Origin of the sequence: Streptomyces xanthochromogenes (genome assembly GCF_014650455.1) — a bacterium.
Classification (GTDB): Bacteria; Actinomycetota; Actinomycetes; order Streptomycetales; family Streptomycetaceae; genus Streptomyces; species Streptomyces xanthochromogenes.
In genome coordinates, this window is record NZ_BMUZ01000012.1 from 76,587 (window position 1) to 97,583 (window position 20,997).

At 72.6% G+C, this 20,997-nt stretch carries 16 protein-coding genes and 1 pseudogene; 9 read left to right on the plus strand and 8 right to left on the minus strand.

Annotation, left to right across the window (positions count from 1 at the left end; genetic code table 11):
* Window positions 1-29: 29 nt before the first annotated feature.
* Window positions 30-2,651, plus strand: coding sequence for a bifunctional acetaldehyde-CoA/alcohol dehydrogenase (gene adhE / locus IE267_RS28500; protein WP_167154339.1), 2,622 nt, complete (start codon window positions 30-32; stop codon window positions 2,649-2,651).
* 164 nt (window positions 2,652-2,815) lie between these two features.
* Here adhE and IE267_RS28505 read toward each other — a convergent pair whose 3' ends face one another.
* Both IE267_RS28505 and IE267_RS28510 read right to left on the minus strand, forming a co-directional pair.
* Window positions 2,816-3,469, minus strand: a complete 654-nt coding sequence (locus IE267_RS28505; RefSeq protein WP_167154342.1) for an acetate uptake transporter — start codon at window positions 3,467-3,469, stop codon at window positions 2,816-2,818.
* Entirely contained in the window at window positions 3,466-4,482 is a 1,017-nt protein-coding gene (locus tag IE267_RS28510; RefSeq protein ID WP_167154345.1) for an ABC transporter permease, read from the minus strand. Before IE267_RS28510 ends, IE267_RS28505 begins: the two co-directional genes overlap by 4 nt.
* Before the next feature lie 368 nt (window positions 4,483-4,850).
* Between IE267_RS28510 and IE267_RS28515 the strand changes: the two genes are divergently transcribed.
* Complete coding sequence (locus IE267_RS28515; protein ID WP_189765199.1) at window positions 4,851-8,411, plus strand: DNA polymerase III subunit alpha; 3,561 nt, start codon at window positions 4,851-4,853, stop codon at window positions 8,409-8,411.
* Window positions 8,408-9,376 carry a DNA polymerase Y family protein gene (locus IE267_RS28520; RefSeq protein WP_189765200.1) on the plus strand — a complete coding sequence of 323 codons (969 nt, stop codon included), beginning with the start codon at window positions 8,408-8,410 and terminating at the stop codon, window positions 9,374-9,376. The genes IE267_RS28515 and IE267_RS28520 overlap by 4 nt, the downstream gene beginning before the upstream one ends.
* Window positions 9,377-9,598: 222 nt before the next feature.
* On the opposite strand, the gene IE267_RS40190 is transcribed toward IE267_RS28520, so the two are convergent.
* Window positions 9,599-10,294 (minus strand): hypothetical protein, encoded by a 696-nt coding sequence (locus IE267_RS40190; protein ID WP_189765201.1) that lies wholly within the window; start codon window positions 10,292-10,294, stop codon window positions 9,599-9,601.
* 153 nt (window positions 10,295-10,447) lie between these two features.
* Window positions 10,448-11,185: an SDR family oxidoreductase gene (locus IE267_RS28530; RefSeq protein ID WP_167154357.1), complete on the minus strand. Its 738-nt coding sequence runs from the start codon at window positions 11,183-11,185 to the stop codon at window positions 10,448-10,450.
* A 121-nt stretch (window positions 11,186-11,306) separates the two neighbouring features.
* Between IE267_RS28530 and IE267_RS28535 the strand changes: the two genes are divergently transcribed.
* Window positions 11,307-11,954 (plus strand): TetR/AcrR family transcriptional regulator, encoded by a 648-nt coding sequence (locus IE267_RS28535; protein WP_189765202.1) that lies wholly within the window; start codon window positions 11,307-11,309, stop codon window positions 11,952-11,954.
* Window positions 11,955-12,247: 293 nt separating this feature from the next.
* Complete coding sequence (locus tag IE267_RS28540) at window positions 12,248-13,108, plus strand: esterase/lipase family protein (RefSeq protein ID WP_167154363.1); 861 nt, start codon at window positions 12,248-12,250, stop codon at window positions 13,106-13,108.
* A 79-nt stretch (window positions 13,109-13,187) separates the two neighbouring features.
* Here IE267_RS28540 and IE267_RS28545 read toward each other — a convergent pair whose 3' ends face one another.
* Window positions 13,188-14,255 carry a lytic polysaccharide monooxygenase auxiliary activity family 9 protein gene (locus tag IE267_RS28545; RefSeq protein WP_189765203.1) on the minus strand — a complete coding sequence of 356 codons (1,068 nt, stop codon included), beginning with the start codon at window positions 14,253-14,255 and terminating at the stop codon, window positions 13,188-13,190.
* A gap of 205 nt (window positions 14,256-14,460) precedes the next feature.
* Here IE267_RS28545 and IE267_RS28550 point away from each other — a divergent pair, with 205 nt between their 5' ends.
* The gene (locus IE267_RS28550; RefSeq protein ID WP_189765204.1) at window positions 14,461-14,937 is read left to right on the plus strand and encodes a GNAT family N-acetyltransferase; all 477 of its coding nucleotides are present in this window, start codon (window positions 14,461-14,463) and stop codon (window positions 14,935-14,937) included.
* Between the two features lie 41 nt (window positions 14,938-14,978).
* Complete coding sequence (locus IE267_RS28555; RefSeq protein WP_189765205.1) at window positions 14,979-15,650, plus strand: class I SAM-dependent methyltransferase; 672 nt, start codon at window positions 14,979-14,981, stop codon at window positions 15,648-15,650.
* 85 nt (window positions 15,651-15,735) lie between these two features.
* Here IE267_RS28555 and IE267_RS28560 read toward each other — a convergent pair whose 3' ends face one another.
* Window positions 15,736-16,242: a ribonuclease FAU-1 family protein gene (locus IE267_RS28560; RefSeq protein WP_189765206.1), complete on the minus strand. Its 507-nt coding sequence runs from the start codon at window positions 16,240-16,242 to the stop codon at window positions 15,736-15,738.
* 200 nt (window positions 16,243-16,442) lie between these two features.
* On the opposite strand from IE267_RS28560, the gene IE267_RS28565 reads away from it, so the two are divergent.
* Window positions 16,443-16,817, plus strand: a complete 375-nt coding sequence (locus IE267_RS28565) for a GntR family transcriptional regulator (RefSeq protein ID WP_189765207.1) — start codon at window positions 16,443-16,445, stop codon at window positions 16,815-16,817.
* Between the two features lie 169 nt (window positions 16,818-16,986).
* Here IE267_RS28565 and IE267_RS28570 read toward each other — a convergent pair whose 3' ends face one another.
* A complete protein-coding gene (locus IE267_RS28570; protein WP_373304604.1) occupies window positions 16,987-18,081 on the minus strand; it encodes a DUF5925 domain-containing protein in 1,095 nt (364 codons plus the stop codon).
* Window positions 18,082-18,244: 163 nt separating this feature from the next.
* On the opposite strand from IE267_RS28570, the gene IE267_RS28575 reads away from it, so the two are divergent.
* Window positions 18,245-19,636, plus strand: coding sequence for a GH39 family glycosyl hydrolase (locus IE267_RS28575; RefSeq protein ID WP_189765209.1), 1,392 nt, complete (start codon window positions 18,245-18,247; stop codon window positions 19,634-19,636).
* A 5-nt stretch (window positions 19,637-19,641) separates the two neighbouring features.
* Here the strand turns inward: IE267_RS28575 and IE267_RS28580 are convergent.
* Window positions 19,642-20,931 (minus strand): annotated as a pseudogene (locus tag IE267_RS28580) (lipopolysaccharide biosynthesis protein); the annotation flags it as partial.
* Window positions 20,932-20,997: the final 66 nt, after the last annotated feature.

Consider the following 20,997-nt stretch of genomic DNA (forward strand, 5'->3'; position numbering starts at 1 on the left):
GTAGCGCTCGACAAGAAGGAGTTCCTGCCATGGAGGCCAAGAACGCCGAGGACGTCACGACCGCCGAGACCGCGGTCGACGCACTGGTGCGAGGGGCCCAGGAGGCCCTCGGCCGGTTCGAGACGTTCACCCAGGAGCAGGTCGACCACATCGTCAAGAAGGCCTCGCTCGCCGCGCTGAGCGAGCACGGCGAACTGGCCCGGCTCGCCGTCGAGGAGACCGGCCGCGGCCTCTTCGAGGACAAGGCCGTCAAGAACCTCTTCGCCTGCGAGCACGTCGTCAACTCGATGCGGGGTCTGAAGACGGCCGGAGTGATCGGCCGCGACGAGCTGAACGGCATCACCGAGATCGCCGAACCGGTCGGCGTCATCTGCGCGATGACCCCGGTCACCAACCCCACGTCGACGACCCTCTTCAAGGCGCTGATCGCCCTGAAGACCCGCAACCCGATCGTCTTCGCCTTCCACCCCTCTGCGCAGAACTGCTCGGCCGCCGCAGCCCGCGTGGTGCGCGACGCCGCGATCGCGGCCGGTGCGCCCGAGGGCTGTGTGCAGTGGATCGAGACCCCGTCGATGGAGGCCACCGGCCTCCTGATGAACCACGAGGGCGTCTCCACCATCCTGGCCACCGGCGGCAACGCGATGGTCAGGGCCGCCTACTCCTGCGGCAAGCCCGCCCTGGGCGTCGGCGCGGGCAACGTCCCGGCGTACGTCACCCGGAGCGGCAAGCTGGCCCGGGCCGTGCACGACATCGTGCTCTCCAAGTCCTTCGACCACGGCATGATCTGCGCCTCCGAACAGGCCGTCATCCTCGACGAGGAGGTGTACGAGCGGGGCCTCGCCGAGTTCCAGCGGCTGGGCGCGTACGTCCTGAGCGCGGCCGAGAAGACCAAGCTGGAGGAGTTCGTCTTCGGCACCACCGCCTTCGCGAGCAACTGCGCGGGCGCCAAGCTCAACGCCGCGGTCGTCGGCAAGTCGCCCCGGTGGATCGCCGAACAGGCCGGCTTCGAGGTGCCGGAGACCACCTCGATCCTGGTCGCCGAGTGCGCGGAGGTGGGCGAGGGGGAGCCCCTGACCCGCGAGAAGCTGTCCCCGGTCCTGGCCGCCCTCAAGGCCGACTCCACCGAGCACGGCCTCCAACTCTCGGCGCAGATGGTCGAGTTCCACGGCCTGGGCCACAGCGCCGCCATCCACACCGAGGACGACGAGCTGGCCGAGGAGTTCGGCAGGCGCGTCAAGGCGATCCGCGTGATCGTGAACGCGCCCTCCACCTTCGGCGGCATCGGCGACGTCTACAACGCCTTCCTGCCCTCCCTCACCCTCGGCTGCGGCTCCTACGGGCACAACTCGGTGTCCAACAACGTCTCCGCGGTCAACCTCGTCAACGTCAAGCGGATCGGACGGCGCAACAACAACATGCAGTGGTTCAAGGTCCCGCCGAAGATCTACTTCGAGCGCAACTCCATCCGCTACCTCGGCGAGATGGACGGCCTGAAGCGGGTCACGATCGTCACCGACAGGACGATGGGCAGGCTCGGCTTCGTCCAGAAGGTCACCGACATCCTCCAGGCCCGTCCCGGCTCCGTCGTCCTCCAGGTCATCGACAACGTCGAGCCCAACCCGGAGCTGTCGACGGTACGGGCCGGGGCCGCGATGATGCGCGACTTCGAGCCGGACACGATCGTCGCCCTCGGCGGCGGCTCGGCCATGGACGCCGCCAAGATCATGTGGCTGATGTACGAGCACCCGGAGGTCGAGTTCGCGGACACGAAGGAGAAGTTCTTCGACATCCGCAAGCGTGCCTACAAGTTCCCGGCGCTCGGCGACAAGGCCCAGCTGGTCGCCATCCCCACCACCTCGGGAACGGGCAGCGAGGTCACCCCCTTCGCGGTCATCTCCGACCCGGAGGCCGCCCAGAAGTACCCGCTCGCCGACTACGCGCTCACCCCGAACGTCGCGATCGTCGACCCGGTGCTCCCCATGGGCCTGCCCGCCACCGTGACCGCCGACTCCGGCTTCGACGCCCTGACCCACGCCACCGAGGCGTACGTCTCGGTCTACTCCAACGACTACACCGACGGCCTCTGCCTCCAGGCCATCAAGCTGATCTTCGAGAACCTGGAGCGCTGCGTCGTGGACGGGGCGGCCGACCCCGAGGCGCGCGAGAAGATGCACAACGCCTCGACGGTGGCGGGCATGGCCTTCGCCAACGCCTTCCTCGGCCTGGTGCACGCCATGGCGCACACCCTCGGCAACACCTTCCACGTCGCCCACGGCCGCACCAACGCACTGCTCCTGCCGCACGTCATCCGGCACAACGGCCAGGTGTCCGGCAAGGCGACCCCGTGGCCGAAGGCCGAGGTCTACCGGGCCCCCGAGCGTTTCCAGGAGATCGCCAAGATGCTGGGCCTGCCGGCCGCGACCCCCGAGGAGGGCGTCGAGTCCTACGCCCGGGCCGTCGAGGAACTGCGCGCCAAGTGCGGCATCCCCGCCTCCTTCCAGGAGGAGGGCGTGGACGAGACCGCCTTCATCGAGGCCCTGCCGGTCCAGGCGATGAACGCCTACGCCGACCAGTGCGCCCCGGCCAACCCGCGGATGCCGATGATCGACGACATGAAGGAGCTCATGACGCGGGCGTACTACGGCAAGTAGGCCCGACGGACGCAGGGCCGCCCCGTTCCGACGGGGCGGCCCTGCGTCATGTCTCCCGGGGGGAGGGGGCGGTGACGGGGGGACCGGGTGCTGGTCTTCGGTCTCCGGCCGGCTCCGCCCGGTCAGGTCTCCGGATGGTTGGTCAGGTCTCCGGCCTCGCCCTGTCAGGTCTCCGGATGGTCGGGCGGGGACAGGAAGCGGCCCATCGGCAGCACCGGGCGGCCCCAGGTCGAGGCGAGGATCTGCCCCGCGAGGAGATAGGTCGCACCCAGCGCCGCGCACAGACCGGCCCACCCGGCGATCCGGTTCCAGATCACCTCGCCCGTGAACCCGTTGCAGACGAGCCCGACGAAGACGACGAGCACGCAGGTGAAGGTGGAGAGCAGCGCCAGATGGATGCGGAAGCTGCCCAGCCACAGGACGAACACCACGAACACCCAGGGCAGCGTGAACAGCCCCATGGCGTCGCCGCGCAGCGACGGGTCGAGCGCCGGCACCACCCACTGGAGCATCAGCGCCTTCGCCATCCAGAACACCCCGAAGCCGCCGAAGACCGTGGCGTGCCAGGTGTCGCCGCGCTGGGCCTGGAAGAGCCCGGCGAGCAGCTGGGCCAGGCCGCCGATGAAGAAGCCGACCAGCGGCACCACGGACGCCGCGAGCTTCTCGGGGAAGACCCCCGCGTCGATGCCGGTGGCGATGGTGGTCACCACGATGAATCCGGTCAGGCCGAGCGGACCGAGCTGCGCCTGCGCGCTCGGCTCCATCCGCCGTACGGAGAAGGCCTGTTCGGCCGGGCCGGAGCGGCGGGGGATGTTCACACGCCCACCGGCCTCTCGGCGCGGTCGCGGCGCAGACCGGCGAGCACCAGGGTGATGACGGCACCGGCCACCGCCCAGATCGAGAGCACCAGGAGCGGGCCGGTGACCGCCTCGCCCCTGAAGTACGCGATCGAGCGGGCCGCCCAGGTGCCGGCGCCGGGCGGCAGGCCCGGCCCGATCGTCCGCCAGAACGGCGGCAGCAGCGGATACGGGTAGGCGCCGCCCGCGCTCGGATTGCCGAGTACGACGATGACCAGGATCGCCAGGCCGATGCCGACGACTCCGGCGATCCCCTGGAAGGCGAGGGTGGTGGCGCCCACCGCGAACACGACGAGCGCGCCGAGCCCGGCGAGGCCCAGGTAGCTGCCCGGCAGCGCGCCGAGCACCGGCCCGATGATGAGCGAGCCGAGCAGTCCGGCGGCGATCGAGTACACGGCGAGCACCGCGAGCCGGATCAGCGCGCGATGGGTGTTGGCGGGCCGGGCGCCCGCGCTGATCGCCAGGATCGCGGCGCACAGATAGCCGCCCACGCACCAGCCGACGACCAGGTAGAACGCGGACAGTGTGCGGGAGTCGCCCGCGGCGGCCGGGGCGACGTCGGTCACCTCGACCGTACGCCGCTGGGCCTTCTCGGCGGCCGTCGTGACGGCCTCCACGGCCTGGGCGAGCGAGGCGCCGCCGCCGCTCGCCACGAGCAGCCGGTCGGTGGTGCCCCGCGGGTCGACGAGCAGCGCCCCGTCGATGCTGCGGTCGCGCAGTTGGCGGGTGGCGTCCGCCGCGTCCTTGGCCGTGCGCACGTCCAGCGGGTTGCCCGGCAGCGAGCCCAGCTGCTGGGTGAGCTGCCCCTGGATCTGGGCGGGGGCGACCACGGCGAAGGGGATGTCCTTCGGTTTCGGGCTGTGGAAGGCGCCGGCGTAGGACGCGATGAAGGCGACCATCAGCCCCAGTACGCCGATCACCAGCAGGGCGGCCCGTACGGAGACGGCGCTCTTCACCTCGTCGACGAATGTCATGCCCCCACGCTCCGTCGGCCCGGCGGCCCCCGCAGTCGGGCTGACCCAAACGGCTGACCGGGGGCCTGGGGGTTTGCCCGCCCTCCCCCCCCGTGCCCCGGGGTTGGTTGGTTCCGGGTCCCCTGGGGCTCCGCCCCAGACCCGGGGTCACCTACCGGGGCGCGGGGGACTGCGCGAGAAGCGGGCACGGTCCGCAGCCGGAAAAAAAGGGGGCTGGGGGCGCGGGAGGCCTACCCCGGGGAACCATTGCACCCCCACCCGGAGGAGCCGCACCAGGATTCGAACATACGTGTCGCACGCACGTTCGAACTGGTCTATGGTTGAAGCGAGGGGGTGAGAGACGGTTCGGCAATCGGTAGGAGGCGCGGATGCCAAGGTTCACGCATCTGCACACCGTCTCGGGATTCTCCCTCCGCTACGGCGCCTCGCACCCGGAACGGCTGGCCGAGCGTGCCGTCGAGCGCGGCATGGACGCTCTCGCCCTGACCGACCGGGACACCCTCGCCGGCTCCGTCCGCTTCGCGAAGGCCTGTGCCAAGGCCGGAATCCGCCCGCTGTTCGGAGCCGAGCTCGCCGTGCCGGAACACCTCGGGAGGACCGGGGGCGGGCCGGGCCGGGGCCCCGCCCGGCGCACCCCCGTGCGGGGCGGCGCCTTCGTCGACGAGTCCGCCCCCCGTGTCACCTTCCTCGCCCGGGACGGCGCGGCCGGCTGGGCCGAGCTCTGCCGCCTGGTCAGCGCCGCCCACACCGCCGGGGGCCGCCCGGTCCTGACCCACGCCGACCTGCCCGCCGAAGGGCTCACCGTGCTGCTCGGCCCGGCCTCCGAGATCGGCCGCGCACTGAGTGCGGGCCGCCCCGACCGGGCCGCGCGCCTGCTCGCCCCCTGGCGGGAGATCTACGGCGACGCGCTCCGTCTCGAAGCCGTCCACCACGGGCTCCGCGGCACCGGCCCCGGCTCGCTGCGGCTGGCCGCACGCACCGTCGGCTTCGCCGCCGAACAGGGCGTACGCGCCGTCCTGACCAACGCCGCGCGCTACGCCGACCCCGGGCAGGGCCCGGTCGCCGACGTGCTGGACGCCGCGCGGCGCCTCGTTCCGGTGCGGGCGCCGTTCGACAGCGGCGAGCGCTGGCTCAAGGGCCCGGACGCCATGTTCAAGATCGCCGAGCGGGTCGCCGAGGCGGCCGGCTGGCGGCGCGACGTCGCCCACCGGCTGCTCGCGATGACCGAGGAAACCGCCGCCGAGTGCCTCGTCGACCCCCAGGACGACCTCGGCATGGGCACCGCGAGCTACCCCGAGCCGCATCTCGTCGGCGCCGCCCACCGCGCCCCGCAACGGGTCCTCGCCTCCCGGGCCGCGGCCGGCATGGTGCTCCGCGGCTACGCGGGCCGGCGCACGTACTGGGAGCGGATGCACCACGAGCTGGACATCATCGCGCACTGGGGGTACGCCTCGTACTTCCTCACCGTCGCCCAAGTCGTCGACGACGTACGGGAGATGGGCATCAGGGTGGCCGCGCGGGGCTCCGGCGCGGGCTCGCTCGTCAACCACCTCCTCGGCATCGCCCACGCCGACCCGATCGAGAACGGGCTCCTGATGGAGCGCTTCCTGTCCAAGCGGCGCCCGGTGCTGCCCGACATCGACATCGACGTGGAGTCCGCCCGCCGGCTCGACGTCTACCGTGCGATCATCGACCGCTTCGGCACCGAGCGCGTCGCCGCCGTCGCCATGCCCGAGACCTACCGGGTGCGGCACGCCATCCGGGACGTGGGCGCCGCCCTGTCCATGGACCCGGCCGTCATCGACCGGATCGCCAAGTCCTTCCCCCACATCCGGGCCCGTGACGCCCGCACGGCCCTCCAGGAACTCCCCGAACTGCGGTCCCTGGCAGGGGAGATGGAGAAGTACGGCAAGCTCTGGGAGCTCGTCGAGGCCCTGGACGCCCTGCCGCGCGGCATCGCCATGCACCCGTGCGGCGTGCTCCTCTCGGACGCCTCGCTGCTGCGCCGCACCCCGGTGATGCCCACCAGCGGCGAGATCCCCCTGGGCCCCGAGGGCCAGGGAGGTGCCCCCATCCCCATGTCCCAGTTCGACAAGAAGGACGTGGAGGACCTGGGGCTGCTCAAGCTGGACGTCCTGGGGGTGCGGATGCAGTCCGCGATGGCCCACGCGGTCGCCGAGATCGGCCGGGCCACCGGCGAGGAACTCGACATCGACGACCCGGCACAGGTCCCGCCGGGCGACGCGAAGACGTATCAACTCATCGGCTCCACCGATACGTTGGGCTGTTTCCAGATCGAGTCGCCCGGCCAGCGCGACCTGGTCGGCCGGCTCCAGCCGTCGACCTTCCACGACCTCGTCGTGGACATCTCGCTGTTCCGGCCGGGCCCGGTCGCGGCCGACATGGTGCGCCCGTTCATCGAGGCCCGGCACGGCCGTGCCCCGGTCCGCTTCCCGCACCCCGACCTGGCGGACGCGCTGCGCGACACCTACGGGGTGGTCGTCTTCCACGAGCAGATCATCGAGATGGTGGACATCATGACCGGCTGCGGCCGGGGCGAGGCCGACCGGGTGCGACGCGGGCTCTCCGACCCGGAGTCCCAGGCGCACATCAAGGTCTGGTTCGCCCAACACGCCCAGGAGCGCGGCTACTCGCCCGAGGTGATCGCCCGCACCTGGGAGATCGTCGAGGCCTTCGGCTCGTACGGGTTCTGCAAGGCGCACGCCGTCGCCTTCGCCGTGCCGACCTACCAGTCGGCCTGGCTCAAGGCGCACCACCCGGCCGCCTTCTACGCCGGACTGCTCACCCATGACCCCGGGATGTATCCGAAGCGGCTGCTGCTCGCGGACGCGCGGCGGCGGGGGGTGCCGATCCTGCCGGTGGATGTGAACCGGTCCTCGGTCGCACACAGAATCGAACTGGTGTCCGGCGAATGGGGGGTGCGGCTCGCGCTCTGCGACGTTCACGGCATCAGCGAGGCCGAGAGCGCGCGCATCGAGGCCGGCCGGCCCTACGCCTCGCTGCGCGACTTCTGGCAGCGGGCCAGGCCCGGCCGCCCGGTCGCCGAACGGCTCGCCCAGATCGGCGCGCTCGACGCGTTCGGTGCCAACCGCCGCGACCTGCTGCTCCACCTGTCCGAACTGCATGGCTCCCGCCGCGCTCCTGGCGGTCAACTACCGCTGGACGGCGGCACGTTGACGGCTCGCGCCGGGCTGCCCGACCTGGACGACGCGGAACGGCTCAGCGCCGAACTCGGCGTCCTCGGCATGGACGCCTCGCGCCATCTGATGGAGGACCACACCGCGTTCCTGAACGAACTCGGCGTCGTCTCCGCCAAGCGGCTGCGCGACGCCAAGCACGGCCAGACCGTCCTGGTCGCGGGAGCCAAGGCGGCCACCCAGACGCCGCCGATCCGCTCCGGCAAGCGGGTCGTCTTCAGCACTCTGGACGACGGCACGGGCCTGGTCGACCTGGCCTTCTTCGACGACAGCCACGACGCCTGCGCCTACACGGTCTTCCACTCCTGGCTCCTCCTCGTGCGGGGCGTGGTGCAGCGACGCGGCCCGCGCAGCCTCAGCGTGGTGGGCGCCCGCGCCTGGAACCTCGCCGAACTCGTCGAACTGCGCCGCGAGGGCGGCCTGGACGCGGTCTCGGCCCACCTCGCGACCCCGCCCGAGCCGGCGTCCCCGCCCGGAACCACGGACGGGATCACGAATGTGGACGGGGCCGGGGACGGGGCCGGGGTCGAGGGCGGGGTCGCGGGACGTCCCGCGCCCGATGGCGCGACCGCGCCCGCCGCCGACAACGGCCGACGCATCCACCTGTCCACCGGCTACGAACTGAACCCCTGGGCCGACCTGCAACCCGCGGGTGAACGGGCCGCCACAGGGCGGAAGTTGTGGCATTCGAGCCCGGGGAGCGCGGGATGATCCTCTGTGCACACTTCGGTCCCGCGGAGGCGGACGCGGCGCTTCCCGCGCTGGTCGCCCTCGCCGAGGGGCTCACCCCGGTCGTCCAGGCACTCCCGCCCGACGGCCTCCTCGCCGATCTGGGCGGCGCCGAGAAGTACTTCGGACAGGACGCCGGGCAGCTCGCCGCCGTCCTGCGGGTCCGCGCGCTCGCCCACCTCGGCCTGGACTGCGCCATCGGGCTCGCACCCAACCCGATGCTGGCCAGGATGGCCGCGCGGGACGCCCGACCCGGCACGACCCGCACGGTGCGCCCCGACGAGGTGGGCCGGTACCTCGCCGAGAAGCCGGTCCGCGCGCTCGACGGCATCGGCCGCTCGACCGCCGGCCGCCTCTGCGCGTACGGACTCGACACGGCGGGCCGCCTCGCCGGGGCGCCGCCGGGCACCGTCCAGCGGATCCTCGGCGCCCGGCAGGGCCGCGATCTCCAGGAGCACGCCCGCGGCATCGACCGCACCTCTGTCGTGCCGAACGCCTCCGCCCGGTCGCTGGCCGCCGAACGTACCTTCGCCCGCGACGAGTTGGACCCGGCGCGCCATCACCGGGCGCTGCTCTCCCTCGCCGAGGAACTGGGTGTCCGGCTGCGCGGCTCCGGTCAGGCATGCCGCTCCCTCACCCTCACCGTGCGCTATGCCGACCGGTCCACCACCACCCGCACCCGAGGCCTGCGCGAGCCCACGGCCCACTCTCCCGCGCTGGCCGACCTCGCCTACGCCCTCCACGCGGCGCTCGGACTGCAACGGGCCAGGGTCCGCGGCATCGCGCTGCGGGCCGAGGGGCTCATGGCGGCCGAACACACCGCCCACCAGCTGACGTTCGCCCCCGAGGACGAGCGGGCCCGCCGCATCGAGGCGGTGGCCGACCTGGCCCGGGCCAAGTTCGGCCCCCGCGCCATCGTCCCCGGCTCGCTGTCCGACGCGGCCTGAACCGACAAGCACGAGCTCCGAACGGCCCGGCCCCGACCGACGGGACCCGGGCCGACGCGGTGCGACGGGCGCGCCCTGAACGGCGAGGCCTGAGCTGACGGCCCGATCGGCGCGGCCTGAACCGGGGCGGCCCGGACGGAGGCGGCCCGGACCGAGACGGCCCGGACCGAGACGGCCGAGGCGGCCTGAGCCGAGAGGGCCCGCGGCGGGTGGCGGCGCGCCTCAGGAAGCCAGTCGCTTCTTGACGTCCGCCGCCTGCGGGCCGGAATCGACGGCCGGGATCTTCCAGCGGTTCTCCGCCCCGGTGGCGTCCGTGTAGACGAGCGTGCCGCCGCCCTTGGCCTGATCCGGTGTCAGGTCGAAGACCTCGGAACGCAGCTGGGACGTCCCCGGCTCGATCCTGCCGACGCCGTCGTATCCGCTCACCCGGACCTTGGACGCGCTGCCGTTGCCCTCGGCGACGCTCTGTCCGTCGGCGGCGATCCAACGCCAGCCTCCCTTGGTGCCGCCCGCGCTCGCGGGCTCCTCGTCCGCGGCGTTCGCGGTCAGCGAGGCGTCCTTGGTGGTGATGACGGCGAAGGTGCCGAACCGTGCTGTCGTGCCATCTCCCTCCTTGGTGTAGACGACGGTGGTCGGGGTGATCTCCAGGATGCCGACGAGCTTGGTCCCGACGGTCCGGGACGGCAGGCCGAGCGCGAGCGCGCTCTGCCCGGCCCCGGGGTCCGAACTCGACGTCCCCGAGCCGTTCCCCGGGGTGGCGGCGGGCGAGGACGCGGTGGCGGACGGCTGCCCGGCGGTGGACGCGGAGGCGGACGGATGGCTGTCGGTGCCACCCCCTCCGGGACCGCAGGCGGTCAGGGCGAGGCAGGCGGTGGCGACAGAGGCGGCGGCAGCGATCGCGAACAGGGTCTTGCGCATTGGTTCCCCCCAAGGCATTGGCACTCGCGCGAACGTACCGCGATGGAGGGGGCACCCAGCGTGAAGTGACCGTACTGGGACGAACGGGCGCCCTGTCGTTGCGAACTCCCGACAACCGGGGCCTGGTTGAGAGGAATCCGGCTGCCCGCCCCCTTACGCTCCCGAGGCCAGGCGGGCACCTCCGTCCACCGTCAGGACGACGCCGGTCGTGAAGCCGTTGCCCACCAGGAAGGAGATCGCGTCCGCGATGTCCTCGGGGCGGCCGCAGCGGCCGGCCGGAGTGGACTTGGCGTAGGCAGCGAAGGTCTCCGCCTTGGCCTCCTCGTCCATCCAGTCCCACCACGGGGTGTCCACCACCCCCGGCGACACCGCGTTGAAACGGACCGGGGCCAGCTCGACGGCCAGGACCGGGACCATGGCCGCCACCGAGGCGTTGACCGCGGCCAGGCCGGCCGTGCCGGGCATCGCGGCGCCCGCCGACGCGGCCGTCACGAAGGTGATGGATCCGGCGGGGGAGAGGACGTCGAGCGCGGCCCGCGCGGTGAGGCTGTGCGCGATCAGCTTGCCCTCGCTCGCCTCGCGCAGGGCGTCCGTGGCCACCGAGCGGAACGGCCCGGCGGCCGTCGAGCCCGTGGCGGCGATCACGACATGGTCGACCCGGCCGAGGCCCGCGAAGAACTCCTGCGTGGCCGTCTCGTCCCGGGCGTCCACGACCGAGCCGCTCGCCGTGCCCGACGCGCCCTCGATCGCGGTCAGTTCGGCCAGCGCGGCCCGCAGTCGCTCGGGGTCGCGGCCGGTGACGACGACGTCCCGCCCCGCGCCGAGCTGACGGCGCGCCGTCTCCAGGCCGATGCCGGAGGTGCCGCCGACGATCACAACTCGCTCATTCATGGTGCGCGTCCTTCCAGGCCCTCTCGTACGGGCCTCCGTGCTCGTACGGGCCTCCGTGCTTTTCGAGGCTCGCTGTCTCGTAAAGAGTATTCCGAGGCAGGGTGTCTTGTAAACTGTCCCCATGAAGAAAATCGAGAACGGGTCGGGTGCCGAGCCGGCCGACGGCTCGCCACCCCGCGGCCGCCCCCGCAGCGAGACAGCCAGGCGCTCGGTGCTCGACGCGGCCCTTGAGCTCTGCCGGCGCGACGGCTACCAGGAGTTGACGATCAAGGGCATCGCGGACGAGGCCCAGGTCGGCCGGCAGACGGTCTACCGCTGGTGGCCCACCAAGCAGGACGTGCTGCTCGAAGTCCTGACCGAGCTTCCGCACCGCAGCCAGGCCGAGCTCTTCCCCGACACGGGGGACGTGTACCGCGACATCGAGGAGCTGCTCGGCCACACCTTCCGGCTGACCCGCGGCGCCATCGGCCGGGCCGTCGTCGGCCTGATGGCCGACGCGCAGGCGGACGCCTCGCTCGCGCTCAGGCTCCAGGCGGAGGTGATCGCGCCGCGGCGGGCCGCGCTGCGCGAAATCCTCGAACGGGGCGTGGCGCGCGGCGAGTTGAGGCAGGACGGGCCCGCCTCCCTCGACCTCGCGGTCGACTTCGCGTTCGGAGTGATGTGGTACCGCCTCCTCAGCGGACACGCCCCGGTCGACGGCCCGCTCGCCCAGGAGATCGCCGCCGCGCTCGGCCCGCTCCTCGGAAGCGGGGCCGCGCGACGAGGCTGACGTACACGATCGGGCAGGACCGGGCCGGGCCGGGCGGACGGGCCGTGCGGCTCACCGTCGCGTGGGTGCGAGGTGGCGCGGGGGGCCGGCGTCCCCGCGCGCGCCCGATCGGGGAAGCGCCCCAGCGGGCGGCGCGACAGTTTTTTACCGACGCGTAACTTCACTCCTGGGCTACCCGTGCGTAATTTGGCGTGAGCACGCCCCGTACATACCCAGTACGGCACTCACTTGTGGTCCGGGCCGCAGGGCGAATCCCCCATCGCAACTCCCTTGAGCCGCAAGGAGATCACCCGATGCTGCCCTGGAAACGTGTGCTCAGACCGCTGTCGGCGCTGTTGCTCGCCGCCGCGGCCTCGCTCGCCCCGGCCACCGCCGCGCACGCCCAGTCCGCGCCGAGCAGTGGCTGGAACAACTACTCCTGCAAGCCGTCCGCCGCCCACCCCCGGCCCGTCGTCCTGGTGCACGGCACCTTCGGCAACGGCACCGACAACTGGCTGGCCCTCGCGCCGTACCTGGTCGACCGCGGTTACTGCGTCTTCTCCCTCGACTACGGCCAGCTCCCCGGGGTTCCGCTCTTCGACGGCCTCGGGCCCATCGACAAGTCGGCCGCCCAGCTCGCCACCTTCGTCGACAAGGTGCTCGCCGCGACCGGCACGCCCAAGGCCGACCTGGTGGGCCACTCGCAGGGCGGCATGATGCCGCGCTGGTACCTGAAGTTCCTCGGCGGCGCCTCCAAGGTCAACGCGCTCGTCGGCATCGCCCCCGACAACCACGGCACCACCCTCGACGGCCTCACCCAGCTGCTGCCCTACTTCCCGGGCGCCCAGGACCTGTTGACGCTCGCCACCCCCGGGCTAGCCGACCAGATCGCCGGATCGCCCTTCGTCACCAGGCTGAACCAGGGCGGCGACACCGTCCCCGGAGTTCACTACACGGTCATCGCGACCAAGTACGACGAGGTGGTCACCCCGTACCGCACGCAGTTCCTCGACGGCCCCGACGTCCACAACGTCCTCATCCAGGACAAGTGCGCGCTCGACCTCTCCGAGCACGTGGCGATCGGTCTCACCGACCGCGTCACCTACCACGAGGTGACCAACGCACTGGATCCCGCGCACGCCACCCCCACCACCTGCGCCTCCGTCGTCGGCTGACCCACCATCGAACCGGCCCGCCCCCACGCGACCGCCCCCTCCCGGGATCCGGGAGGGGGCGGTGTGGCGTGCGTGTGGGTCAGCGGCCGTGGCGGCCCGCGGTCACGGCCTTGCGGCGGAGCGTCCCGAAGAACGCCGCGGCACCCACGGCGATCGCGCCCGCGCCGCCGATGGCGAGGTACGGGGTGCTGCTGTCGCCCCCGGTCTCCGCGAGGTTCTGCGTACCGGCCGGGCCGGAGCCGCCCGTGCCGGAACCGCCCGTCGTGGCGACCGGGTTGCTCGCCGCGGCTCCGTCCGGCTGCGGCTGGTTGCCGACGGCGGCCTCCGGCGCCGCGGCCGGAGCGGTGCTCGGCTGCGTGCCCGGGGTGGCGCCGTCGTGGTGGTGCTGGACCGTCGACTTGGCTTCGCCGTCCGCGATCTCCTGGTCGGTGGGCGCGGAAGGCGCCGGCGCCGGAGCGCCCGCCGTACCGCTGTCCTTGCCGAAGACCACGTCGGAGCAGGTGTAGAAGGCCTCCGGGCTGTCCGAGCGCTGCCAGATCGAGTAGATCAGGTGGCGGCCGGACCGGGCCGGGATCTTCCCGTCGAAGACGTAGTCGCCACCCTGCATCGGCGGGTCGGTGACCTTGACGAACGGAGTCGCCTCCAGGTCCGACCACTTGAGCGGCTTCGACGGGTCGTAGCCGTCCTTGGTGATGTACAGCTCGAACGAGCCCTTGTGCGGGGCCGTTCCCTTGTAGTGGAAGGTGTGGTCGCCCGCCGACAGCTTGCTGGCCGGCCAGTCCGCACGCGGCAGGTCGAGCCCCTTGTACTTGTCGTTGCCGCCGCTGCACAGCTGACCGTCCGGGATGATCTCCTTCGACTTGCCCGCGGCGTTGGCCATGTTCACCGCGGCCCAGTCGTAGAAGGCCTGCGCGCCACTGGCCGCCACGGCCGCCTTGCACGCGGCGGACTTCGGGCTCTCCGGACCCTCCGCGTAACAGGCCGAGACCCGGCTGACCGGGTCCGTCATGGAACCGTGGGCCGCGGCGGGCCCGGCCGCGAGCCCGGTCAGGGCGAGCGGCACGAAGCCGACTGCGGCGACGACGGCGGCCCTGCGCCGACGGGGACCCCGCTGCTCGGACGCGGTGGAGAGCTGGGGGAAGGTCATCGTGACGTACTCCTTCGATGGTGCACGGGCATGGGGTGCGTGGGGGTTCGCGACTGCCGGAAGTCCCGTCCGGCGATCAGCACGCTAGCCCCAAGAAACCCCGAAATCCCCTGCTGGGAGCGGGTGATGGCCATCCTTATGGTCGCTTTAAGGACCCACTCAGAAGCGATTAAGAACGGTCCCGCCCGCGACGTACCGTGGTGCCATGAACGAGGAGATCAGGCTCGCGAACGCCGACGACGTACCCCGCGTGAAGGAGGTCACCGACGCCGCCTATCACCCCTACATCGCCCGCATCGGCGTCGTGCCCGCGCCCATGGAGGCCGACCACGCGGCGAACGTCGCGGCGGGGCGCGTCTTCGTCGCGGGCGAGCCGGTCGTCGGCGTCCTGGTCCTCGTGGCGGAGCCCGACCACCTCTTCCTCGACTCGGTCTCCGTGCATCCGGACGTCAGGGGCACGGGACTCGGGCGCCGCCTGCTGCACTTCGTGGACGACCACGCGCGGGCGCTCGGCCTGCCCGAGGTCCGGCTCTACACCAACGCGCTGATGTGGGAGAACCAGGAGATCTATCCGCGGTACGGATACGAACTCGTCGAGCGGCGTGTGGACGGGCCCTACGACCGCCTGAACTACCGCAAGGTACTGGCCGCGCGAGCCGGGGGTGGGACGGGCCGGGCCTGAGTACGGGGCCGATTGTCAGTGGCGGCTGGCACGCTCAAGGCATGGACATCGACTGGGACGAAGCCGCGGCCACCTTCGACGAGGAGCCCGACCACGGGCTGCTCGATCCCCTGGTGCGGGCGGCGTGGGACGAACGCCTGGGGGGCTGGCTGCCGGAGCGCGCGGGCGAGTTCCTCGACCTCGGGTGCGGCACCGGAAGCCTGTCGCTGCTCGCCGCTGCCCGGGGCCACCGCGTCACGGCCGTCGACCTCTCGCCCCGGATGGCCGAGCTGGCCCGTGCCAAGCTGGCCGGCACCGGTGCCGAGGTGCTGACCGGGGACGCGGCACGGCCGCCCGTCGGGGGCCGCACCTTCGACGCGATCCTGGCCCGGCACGTGGTGTGGGCCCTGCCCGACCCCGAGGCCGCGCTGCGGCACTGGTGGTCCCTGCTGTGCCCGGGCGGCCGGCTGATCCTGATCGAGGGGGTGTGGGGCGACGCGGGCATAACCGCCGAGCGTCTCACCGGGGCCCTCGCCCCGTTGAGCGTCGAGGCGCGTTACGAACGGCTTTCGGGGGACGCGCGGTTGTGGGGGCGCGAGGTGGACGACGAGCGGTACGCGGTCGTTGCCACCGCCACCGCCACCGCCACCGCCACCGCCACCGCCACCGCCACCGCCACCGCCACCGCCACCGCCACCGCCACTGACCCAGGCGCAGCCCAAGCGAGGACGTAGACGCCGACACCGCGGGCGTGGCCCGACGGCGGGTGCCCGTGACCGGAGAAGAGGGGGCCGATCGCGGACGGCCGGTCGGTGCCGCTCAGTCGATCAACGCCGTGAACCGGCCGAGTTTTGCCAGGAGTTCGAGCTCGTCGAGGGCCGCGATCGCACGGGCCGCCGCGTCGGGGTCCCGTTCGGCGAGCCCGCTCTCGGCGAACTCGTCCTCGTCCAGGCGCAGTACGGTCGCGCCGTCGGCCGACACCCAGAGGTCGAGGTCCAGGTCCTCCGCGATCAGCTCGCCGTCCCGGATCACCGCGGGCCGTGTGATGTCGCAGTACCAGCCCTTGAGCGCCGAGTCGGCGCCGCGGACCTCCTTCACGGCGTACCAGCGGTCGCGCCAGTAGTGCTCGGTGAACACATCGCCCGGCTCGAACCGGACGAAGCCGAAGTCGCGGACGCCCTCGGCCGCCCAGGGGGCGACGGCGGTCAGCCGGGTCCCGTCGTCGGACACCACCGACGCCGGGTAATGCAGCTTCGTGCGCCCGGCCTTGACCAGGACGATCGCAATACGGGTGCCGGCCTCGGCCGAACGCGCGGACGCGGACATGCGGTACCTCCGGGGTACGTGTCGGGTCACCGGAGTCCGGGCCGGTGGCCGAGCTCGGGTGATGGGCGGAGTTGCGTGATGGGCGGAGCTTGGAGCGGTCGCCGCACGGTACGCGGGGCCCTGGGCGGGCGCCTTCGATTTTCGGGACCGGCGCGCCCCGCGTGTTCTCGGCGGGCCCCGGCGCGGGGGAGAATCGGGCCGTGACCCTCAAGATCGTGATCGACCCGGGCGCGGCCACCGCGCCGTACGAGCAACTGCGTGCCCAGATCGCCGACCGGGCCCGCTCCGGGAAGCTGCCGGTGGGCTTCAAGCTGCCCACGGTCCGCGGCCTCGCCGAGGACCTCGGGCTCGCCGCGAACACGGTGGCCAAGGCCTATCGGGCCCTTGAGGCGGACGGGGTCATCGAGACCCGGGGCCGCAACGGCACGTTCGTCGCGGCGGCGGGGGACGCCTCGGAGCGGCTGGCGGCGGCCGCCGCGGCCACCTACGCGGGGGAGGCCCGCAGGCTCGGCCTCGGCCGGGAGGCCGCCCGCGCCGCCATCGAGGAAGCGCTGCGGGCGGCGTACGGGAAGTAGCCCCCCGCGACGCCGGACCGAGCTCATTCGGGGCCGGGCCGCACAGCAGCCCCGGCCCGGACCGCGGGTGGTACCGGTCCGGGCTGCCGACACAGGCCCGGCGCGGGCCCGGGCTGCCGGGGCCGACGCAGGCGCGGACCGCAGATACAGCCGGGCTACAGCCGCCGGGCTACAGGTAGAGCCCCTCGTCCGCCCCGGGGCGCTGGTCCGGGACCGAGGCCGGGGAAGTGCCGCGGCGCAGGGCGTACAGCTCGGCCAGAGTGGTGCCTTCGCGGCCGATGCCCTCCTCGGTGCCGAGCCAGCCGACCGCCTCCGCCCGGGTCAGCGGTCCGACCTCGATACGGGCGAGGCAGCGGCCGGGGCGGACCACAGCGGGGTGCAGGCGTTCCAGGTCCTCGTTGGTGGTGACGCCCACCAGTACGTTGCGGCCCTGGCCGAGCAGGCCGTCCGTCAGGTTGAGCAGCCGGGAGAGAGCCTGGCCCGCCGTGTGCTTGGCCTCGCCGCGGATCAGCTCGTCGCAGTCCTCCAGGAGGAGCAGCCGCCAGCGGCCCTTCGCGCTGCCGTCCTCCTCGCCGATCGCGATGTCCATCAGATAGCCGACGTCGTTGAAGAGCCGCTCCGGGTCGAGCACGCAGTCGACCTGGCACCAGTCGCGCCAGGACCGGGCGAGTGTGCGCAGCGCCGAGGTCTTGCCGGTGCCCGGCGGCCCGTGGAGCAGCAGCAGCCGGCCCGCGATGTCGTCCGGGGTCACCTTCATCAGGCGGTCCATCGCATCGGCCACCGGCGCCGTGTAGTTGGGCCGCACCTCGTCCCAGGTGCCGGCCGCGATCTGGCGCGTGGTGCGGTGCGGGCCGCGCCGGGGCGAGACGTACCAGAAGCCCATCGTGACGTTCTCGGGCTGTGGCTCCGGCTCGTCCTCGGCCCCGTCGGTGGCCTGCTTCAGTACCTGCTCGGCCAGCTCCTCGCTGGTCGCCGTCACCGTCACGTCCGCGCCCCGGTTCCAGCGCGAGACGAGCAGCGTCCACCCCGGGCCCTCGGCGAGCGTCGCGCTGCGGTCGTCGTCGCGGGCGGCGCGCAGCACCTTCGCGGCGGGCGGCAGCAGGGTGAGGCCCTTCTTGACCCGGTCGATGGAGGAGCTGTGCGAATACGGCTGCTCGCCCGTGGCGAAGCGGCCGAGGAAGAGCGCGTCGACGACGTCGGACGGCGAGTCGCTGTCGTCCATGGTCAGCCGAATCGGCAGCGTGGCCTCTGGGTTTGCGGACATGGCGCCCATGATCCGGCAACACGTCCGTACGCGCACGTGTTTTGTCCCGTTGAGGGCCGGGCGACGGGGGGCCCGGCGGCCGGATCGACGCGCGGGGGACGTTCCGTACGTGTTCCGGAAAAACTGGCCGGAACGACAACCACCGCCCTTACGCTGCCTCGTGATGGAACGTCACCGTGGGACAGCCGTCCGGAGCGGGAGGCCGCCCGGCAGGGCGCCCCGGCGCGGGACCACCGCGCCCCTGGCCGCCGTCCTGCTGACCGCGCTCGCGCTCCTGTTGGCGGCGAGCGGCTGTACGAGCCGGAACGAGGGCGGCGCCGGTCCCGGGCGGACCGGCGCGAGCAACAACGCGACCGCCCTCGGCTGGGGCTTCACACACACCCAGTACAGCGCCGACACCGGCGACGACGCCGCGGTGACGCGCGCCCGCGAGCTGCTCTCGGCACAGGGCCTGCCGCAGGACCAGGCGATCATGGGCTGGGGCGCGGGCAACCCCGAGCCGTCGCCGGGCAGTTACGACTTCTCGGATCTGGACCGGCGCGTCGACTACATCCGCTCCACCGGCGCCACCCCCGTCATCACCCTGTGCTGCGCGCCCGACTGGATGAAGGGCGGCGGGTCGGGGGCGAGCAGCACGGACTGGAGCGTGCGGTCCCTGGAGACGGCGCCGCTGCCCGCGCACTACCAGGACTTCGCCGACCTGGCCGCCAAGATCGCCCGGCGCTATCCGGACGTACGGCACTTCATCGTCTGGAACGAGTTCAAGGGCTTCTTCGACGACACCGCCCACCGCTGGGACTACGAGGGCTACACCCAGCTCTACAACCGGGTCTACGACGCCCTGAAGAAGGTGAATCGCAGCAACCTGGTCGGCGGACCCTACCTGGTCATGGACAGCTACGGCCCGCAGGACCCGTCGTTCGCGTCCTCGCTCAAGGGCCCCTGGGGCTCCGTCGACCAGCGGGTGCTCGATGCCTTCCGCTACTGGAACGAGCACAAGAAGGGCGCCGACTTCGTGGTGGTCGACGGTGCCGGCTTCACCCGCACCAACCAGCTGCTCCCCGACGCCTTCGCCGCCACCGACAAGTTCACCGCCGTCAGCGAGTGGCTGCGCGAGCAGAGCGGTCTGCCGCTGTGGTGGGCCGAGTACTACGTCGAGCCCGCCACATCGGGCTGGAGCGAACAGCGGCGCCTCGCCACCCAGGCGGCGGGGATGATGGCACTGGCCCGCGGCGGTACCGCCACCGCCCTGTACTGGAGCCCGCAGCAGCGGAGCGGACCGTGCCCCGGCTGTCTGTGGACTCCGACCCAACAGAGCGACGGAGGGCGGGAGTTGCCGATGTACGCGCTCATCGCCAAGTTCGCCAGGGCCTTCCCGCCGGGCACCCGGTTCACCAGCGTCGATGTCGCCGCCGACGACGTGCCGAACGTCCGGGTGCTCGCGAGCGTCAAGAACCTGCTCGTGGTCAACACGCTGGGCCGTGCCATCGACGCCGCGGTGGACGGCAGAACGTTCCCGATGGCCGCCTACGAGGTGCGCTGGCTGACCCGCTGAGGCTCCGCGGAGCGCAGCACCCCGAACAGCTTCACCGCCGCGACCGCCGCGATCACCGAAAGGCTCGCGACCTCGGCGATGCCCACCCCGGTCAGGCCGAGCGGCGGCAGCAGCGCCAGGGTCGAACCGAGCACCAGGACGCACAACGCGCCCTGGAGCAGGGCGAGTCCGGCGGTACGGTTCCGGGCGCGCAGCACCGCGAAGTACAGCTCGATCACCACCCGCAGCAGCGCCCCCACCACCAGCCAGCGCAGCAGCGCCGTCGCATGGTGGGCGTATCCCGCGCCGAACACGCCCAGGATGTAGGGCGCGCAGACGAAGAGGAAGGCGCAGATCGGCAGCACGATCTTGATCATGCGCAGCAGTGCGGCCCGCGCGTTGCGGCCGAGGCGCCCGGGGTCGTGCGCCCCCTCGACGGTCAGCGAGGCGCCCATGTTGATGGCGAGCAGTTCGACGGTGCCGCCGATCGTCGCGGTGATGTAGAAGTACGCGTTGTCGGCCGAGCTGATCTGCGAGGCCACGATCACCGGCACCAGGTAGACCACGGCGAGCGCGAACATCGAGCCCGTGCAGTCGCCGGCCAGGAAGCGGCCCACCTCCCGGAAGGTCGGCGGCCTCGCGGTGCCCGCGGTGAGCTCCACATGGCGGGGGACCAGGCGCCGGAACACCAGCCAGCCCAGCGGCAGTACGGACACCGCGATCGCGGCGACCCACGACACGAAGACGCCGCTGGTCGGCAGCGAGGCCGCGATCAGCACCAGGAGCAGCAGCTTGACCGCGGAGAACGCGGTGTTGCCGACCGGCACCCAGAACGCGCTGCGCAGCCCCGTGAGCACCCCGTCCTGCAGGGTGAGGACGGACCAGGCGACGACGGCCGCGATGAAGCCGAGCCCCTTGAACGGCCCGTGCAGAAAGCGGTACGAGGGCCCCCAAAAGTTCAGCGTCTCCATGAAGACGAGCGCGGCCACCGCGACGACACAGGCGCTCAGGGCATAGGTGCGCAGCACGAGCCGGCCGGTGGCGGCGCCCGACACCGGGATGAAGCGCGCCATCGCCCCGGTCAGGGTGAGGGCGGCGAGCCCGGCGAGGAACTTCATGGCGGCGATCGCCGCCGAGCCCTGGCCCACCGCGTCGTCGGTGTAGTACCGGGCGGCGATCAGCCAGAAGCCGAGGCCGAGGAGCGCGCTGATGCCGGTGTTGAGCATCAGGGCGTAGGCGTTGCGGAAGAGCGGGGTGCCCCGGCGGCGGTCCGGGAGCGGGGGCCTTGCGCTTTGGGTGGTGCTCACCTCGGCCACGGGTGCCGCTCGCCTCCTGCTCGGTCGTCGCTCACCGTCGGGCCTGCCGCCCGCACGGTCGGGCCG

Coding starts and splice junctions, on each gene's coding strand:
- adhE (WP_167154339.1), top strand. CDS start 30: ATGGAGGCCAAGAACGCCGAGGACGTCACGACCGCCGAGACCGCGGTC.
- IE267_RS28510 (WP_167154345.1), bottom strand. CDS start 4,482: ATGACATTCGTCGACGAGGTGAAGAGCGCCGTCTCCGTACGGGCCGCC.
- IE267_RS28515 (WP_189765199.1), top strand. CDS start 4,851: ATGCCAAGGTTCACGCATCTGCACACCGTCTCGGGATTCTCCCTCCGC.
- IE267_RS28520 (WP_189765200.1), top strand. CDS start 8,408: ATGATCCTCTGTGCACACTTCGGTCCCGCGGAGGCGGACGCGGCGCTT.
- IE267_RS40190 (WP_189765201.1), bottom strand. CDS start 10,294: ATGCGCAAGACCCTGTTCGCGATCGCTGCCGCCGCCTCTGTCGCCACC.
- IE267_RS28530 (WP_167154357.1), bottom strand. CDS start 11,185: ATGAATGAGCGAGTTGTGATCGTCGGCGGCACCTCCGGCATCGGCCTG.
- IE267_RS28535 (WP_189765202.1), top strand. CDS start 11,307: ATGAAGAAAATCGAGAACGGGTCGGGTGCCGAGCCGGCCGACGGCTCG.
- IE267_RS28540 (WP_167154363.1), top strand. CDS start 12,248: ATGCTGCCCTGGAAACGTGTGCTCAGACCGCTGTCGGCGCTGTTGCTC.
- IE267_RS28545 (WP_189765203.1), bottom strand. CDS start 14,255: ATGACCTTCCCCCAGCTCTCCACCGCGTCCGAGCAGCGGGGTCCCCGT.
- IE267_RS28550 (WP_189765204.1), top strand. CDS start 14,461: ATGAACGAGGAGATCAGGCTCGCGAACGCCGACGACGTACCCCGCGTG.
- IE267_RS28555 (WP_189765205.1), top strand. CDS start 14,979: ATGGACATCGACTGGGACGAAGCCGCGGCCACCTTCGACGAGGAGCCC.
- IE267_RS28560 (WP_189765206.1), bottom strand. CDS start 16,242: ATGTCCGCGTCCGCGCGTTCGGCCGAGGCCGGCACCCGTATTGCGATC.
- IE267_RS28570 (WP_373304604.1), bottom strand. CDS start 18,081: ATGTCCGCAAACCCAGAGGCCACGCTGCCGATTCGGCTGACCATGGAC.
- IE267_RS28575 (WP_189765209.1), top strand. CDS start 18,245: ATGGAACGTCACCGTGGGACAGCCGTCCGGAGCGGGAGGCCGCCCGGC.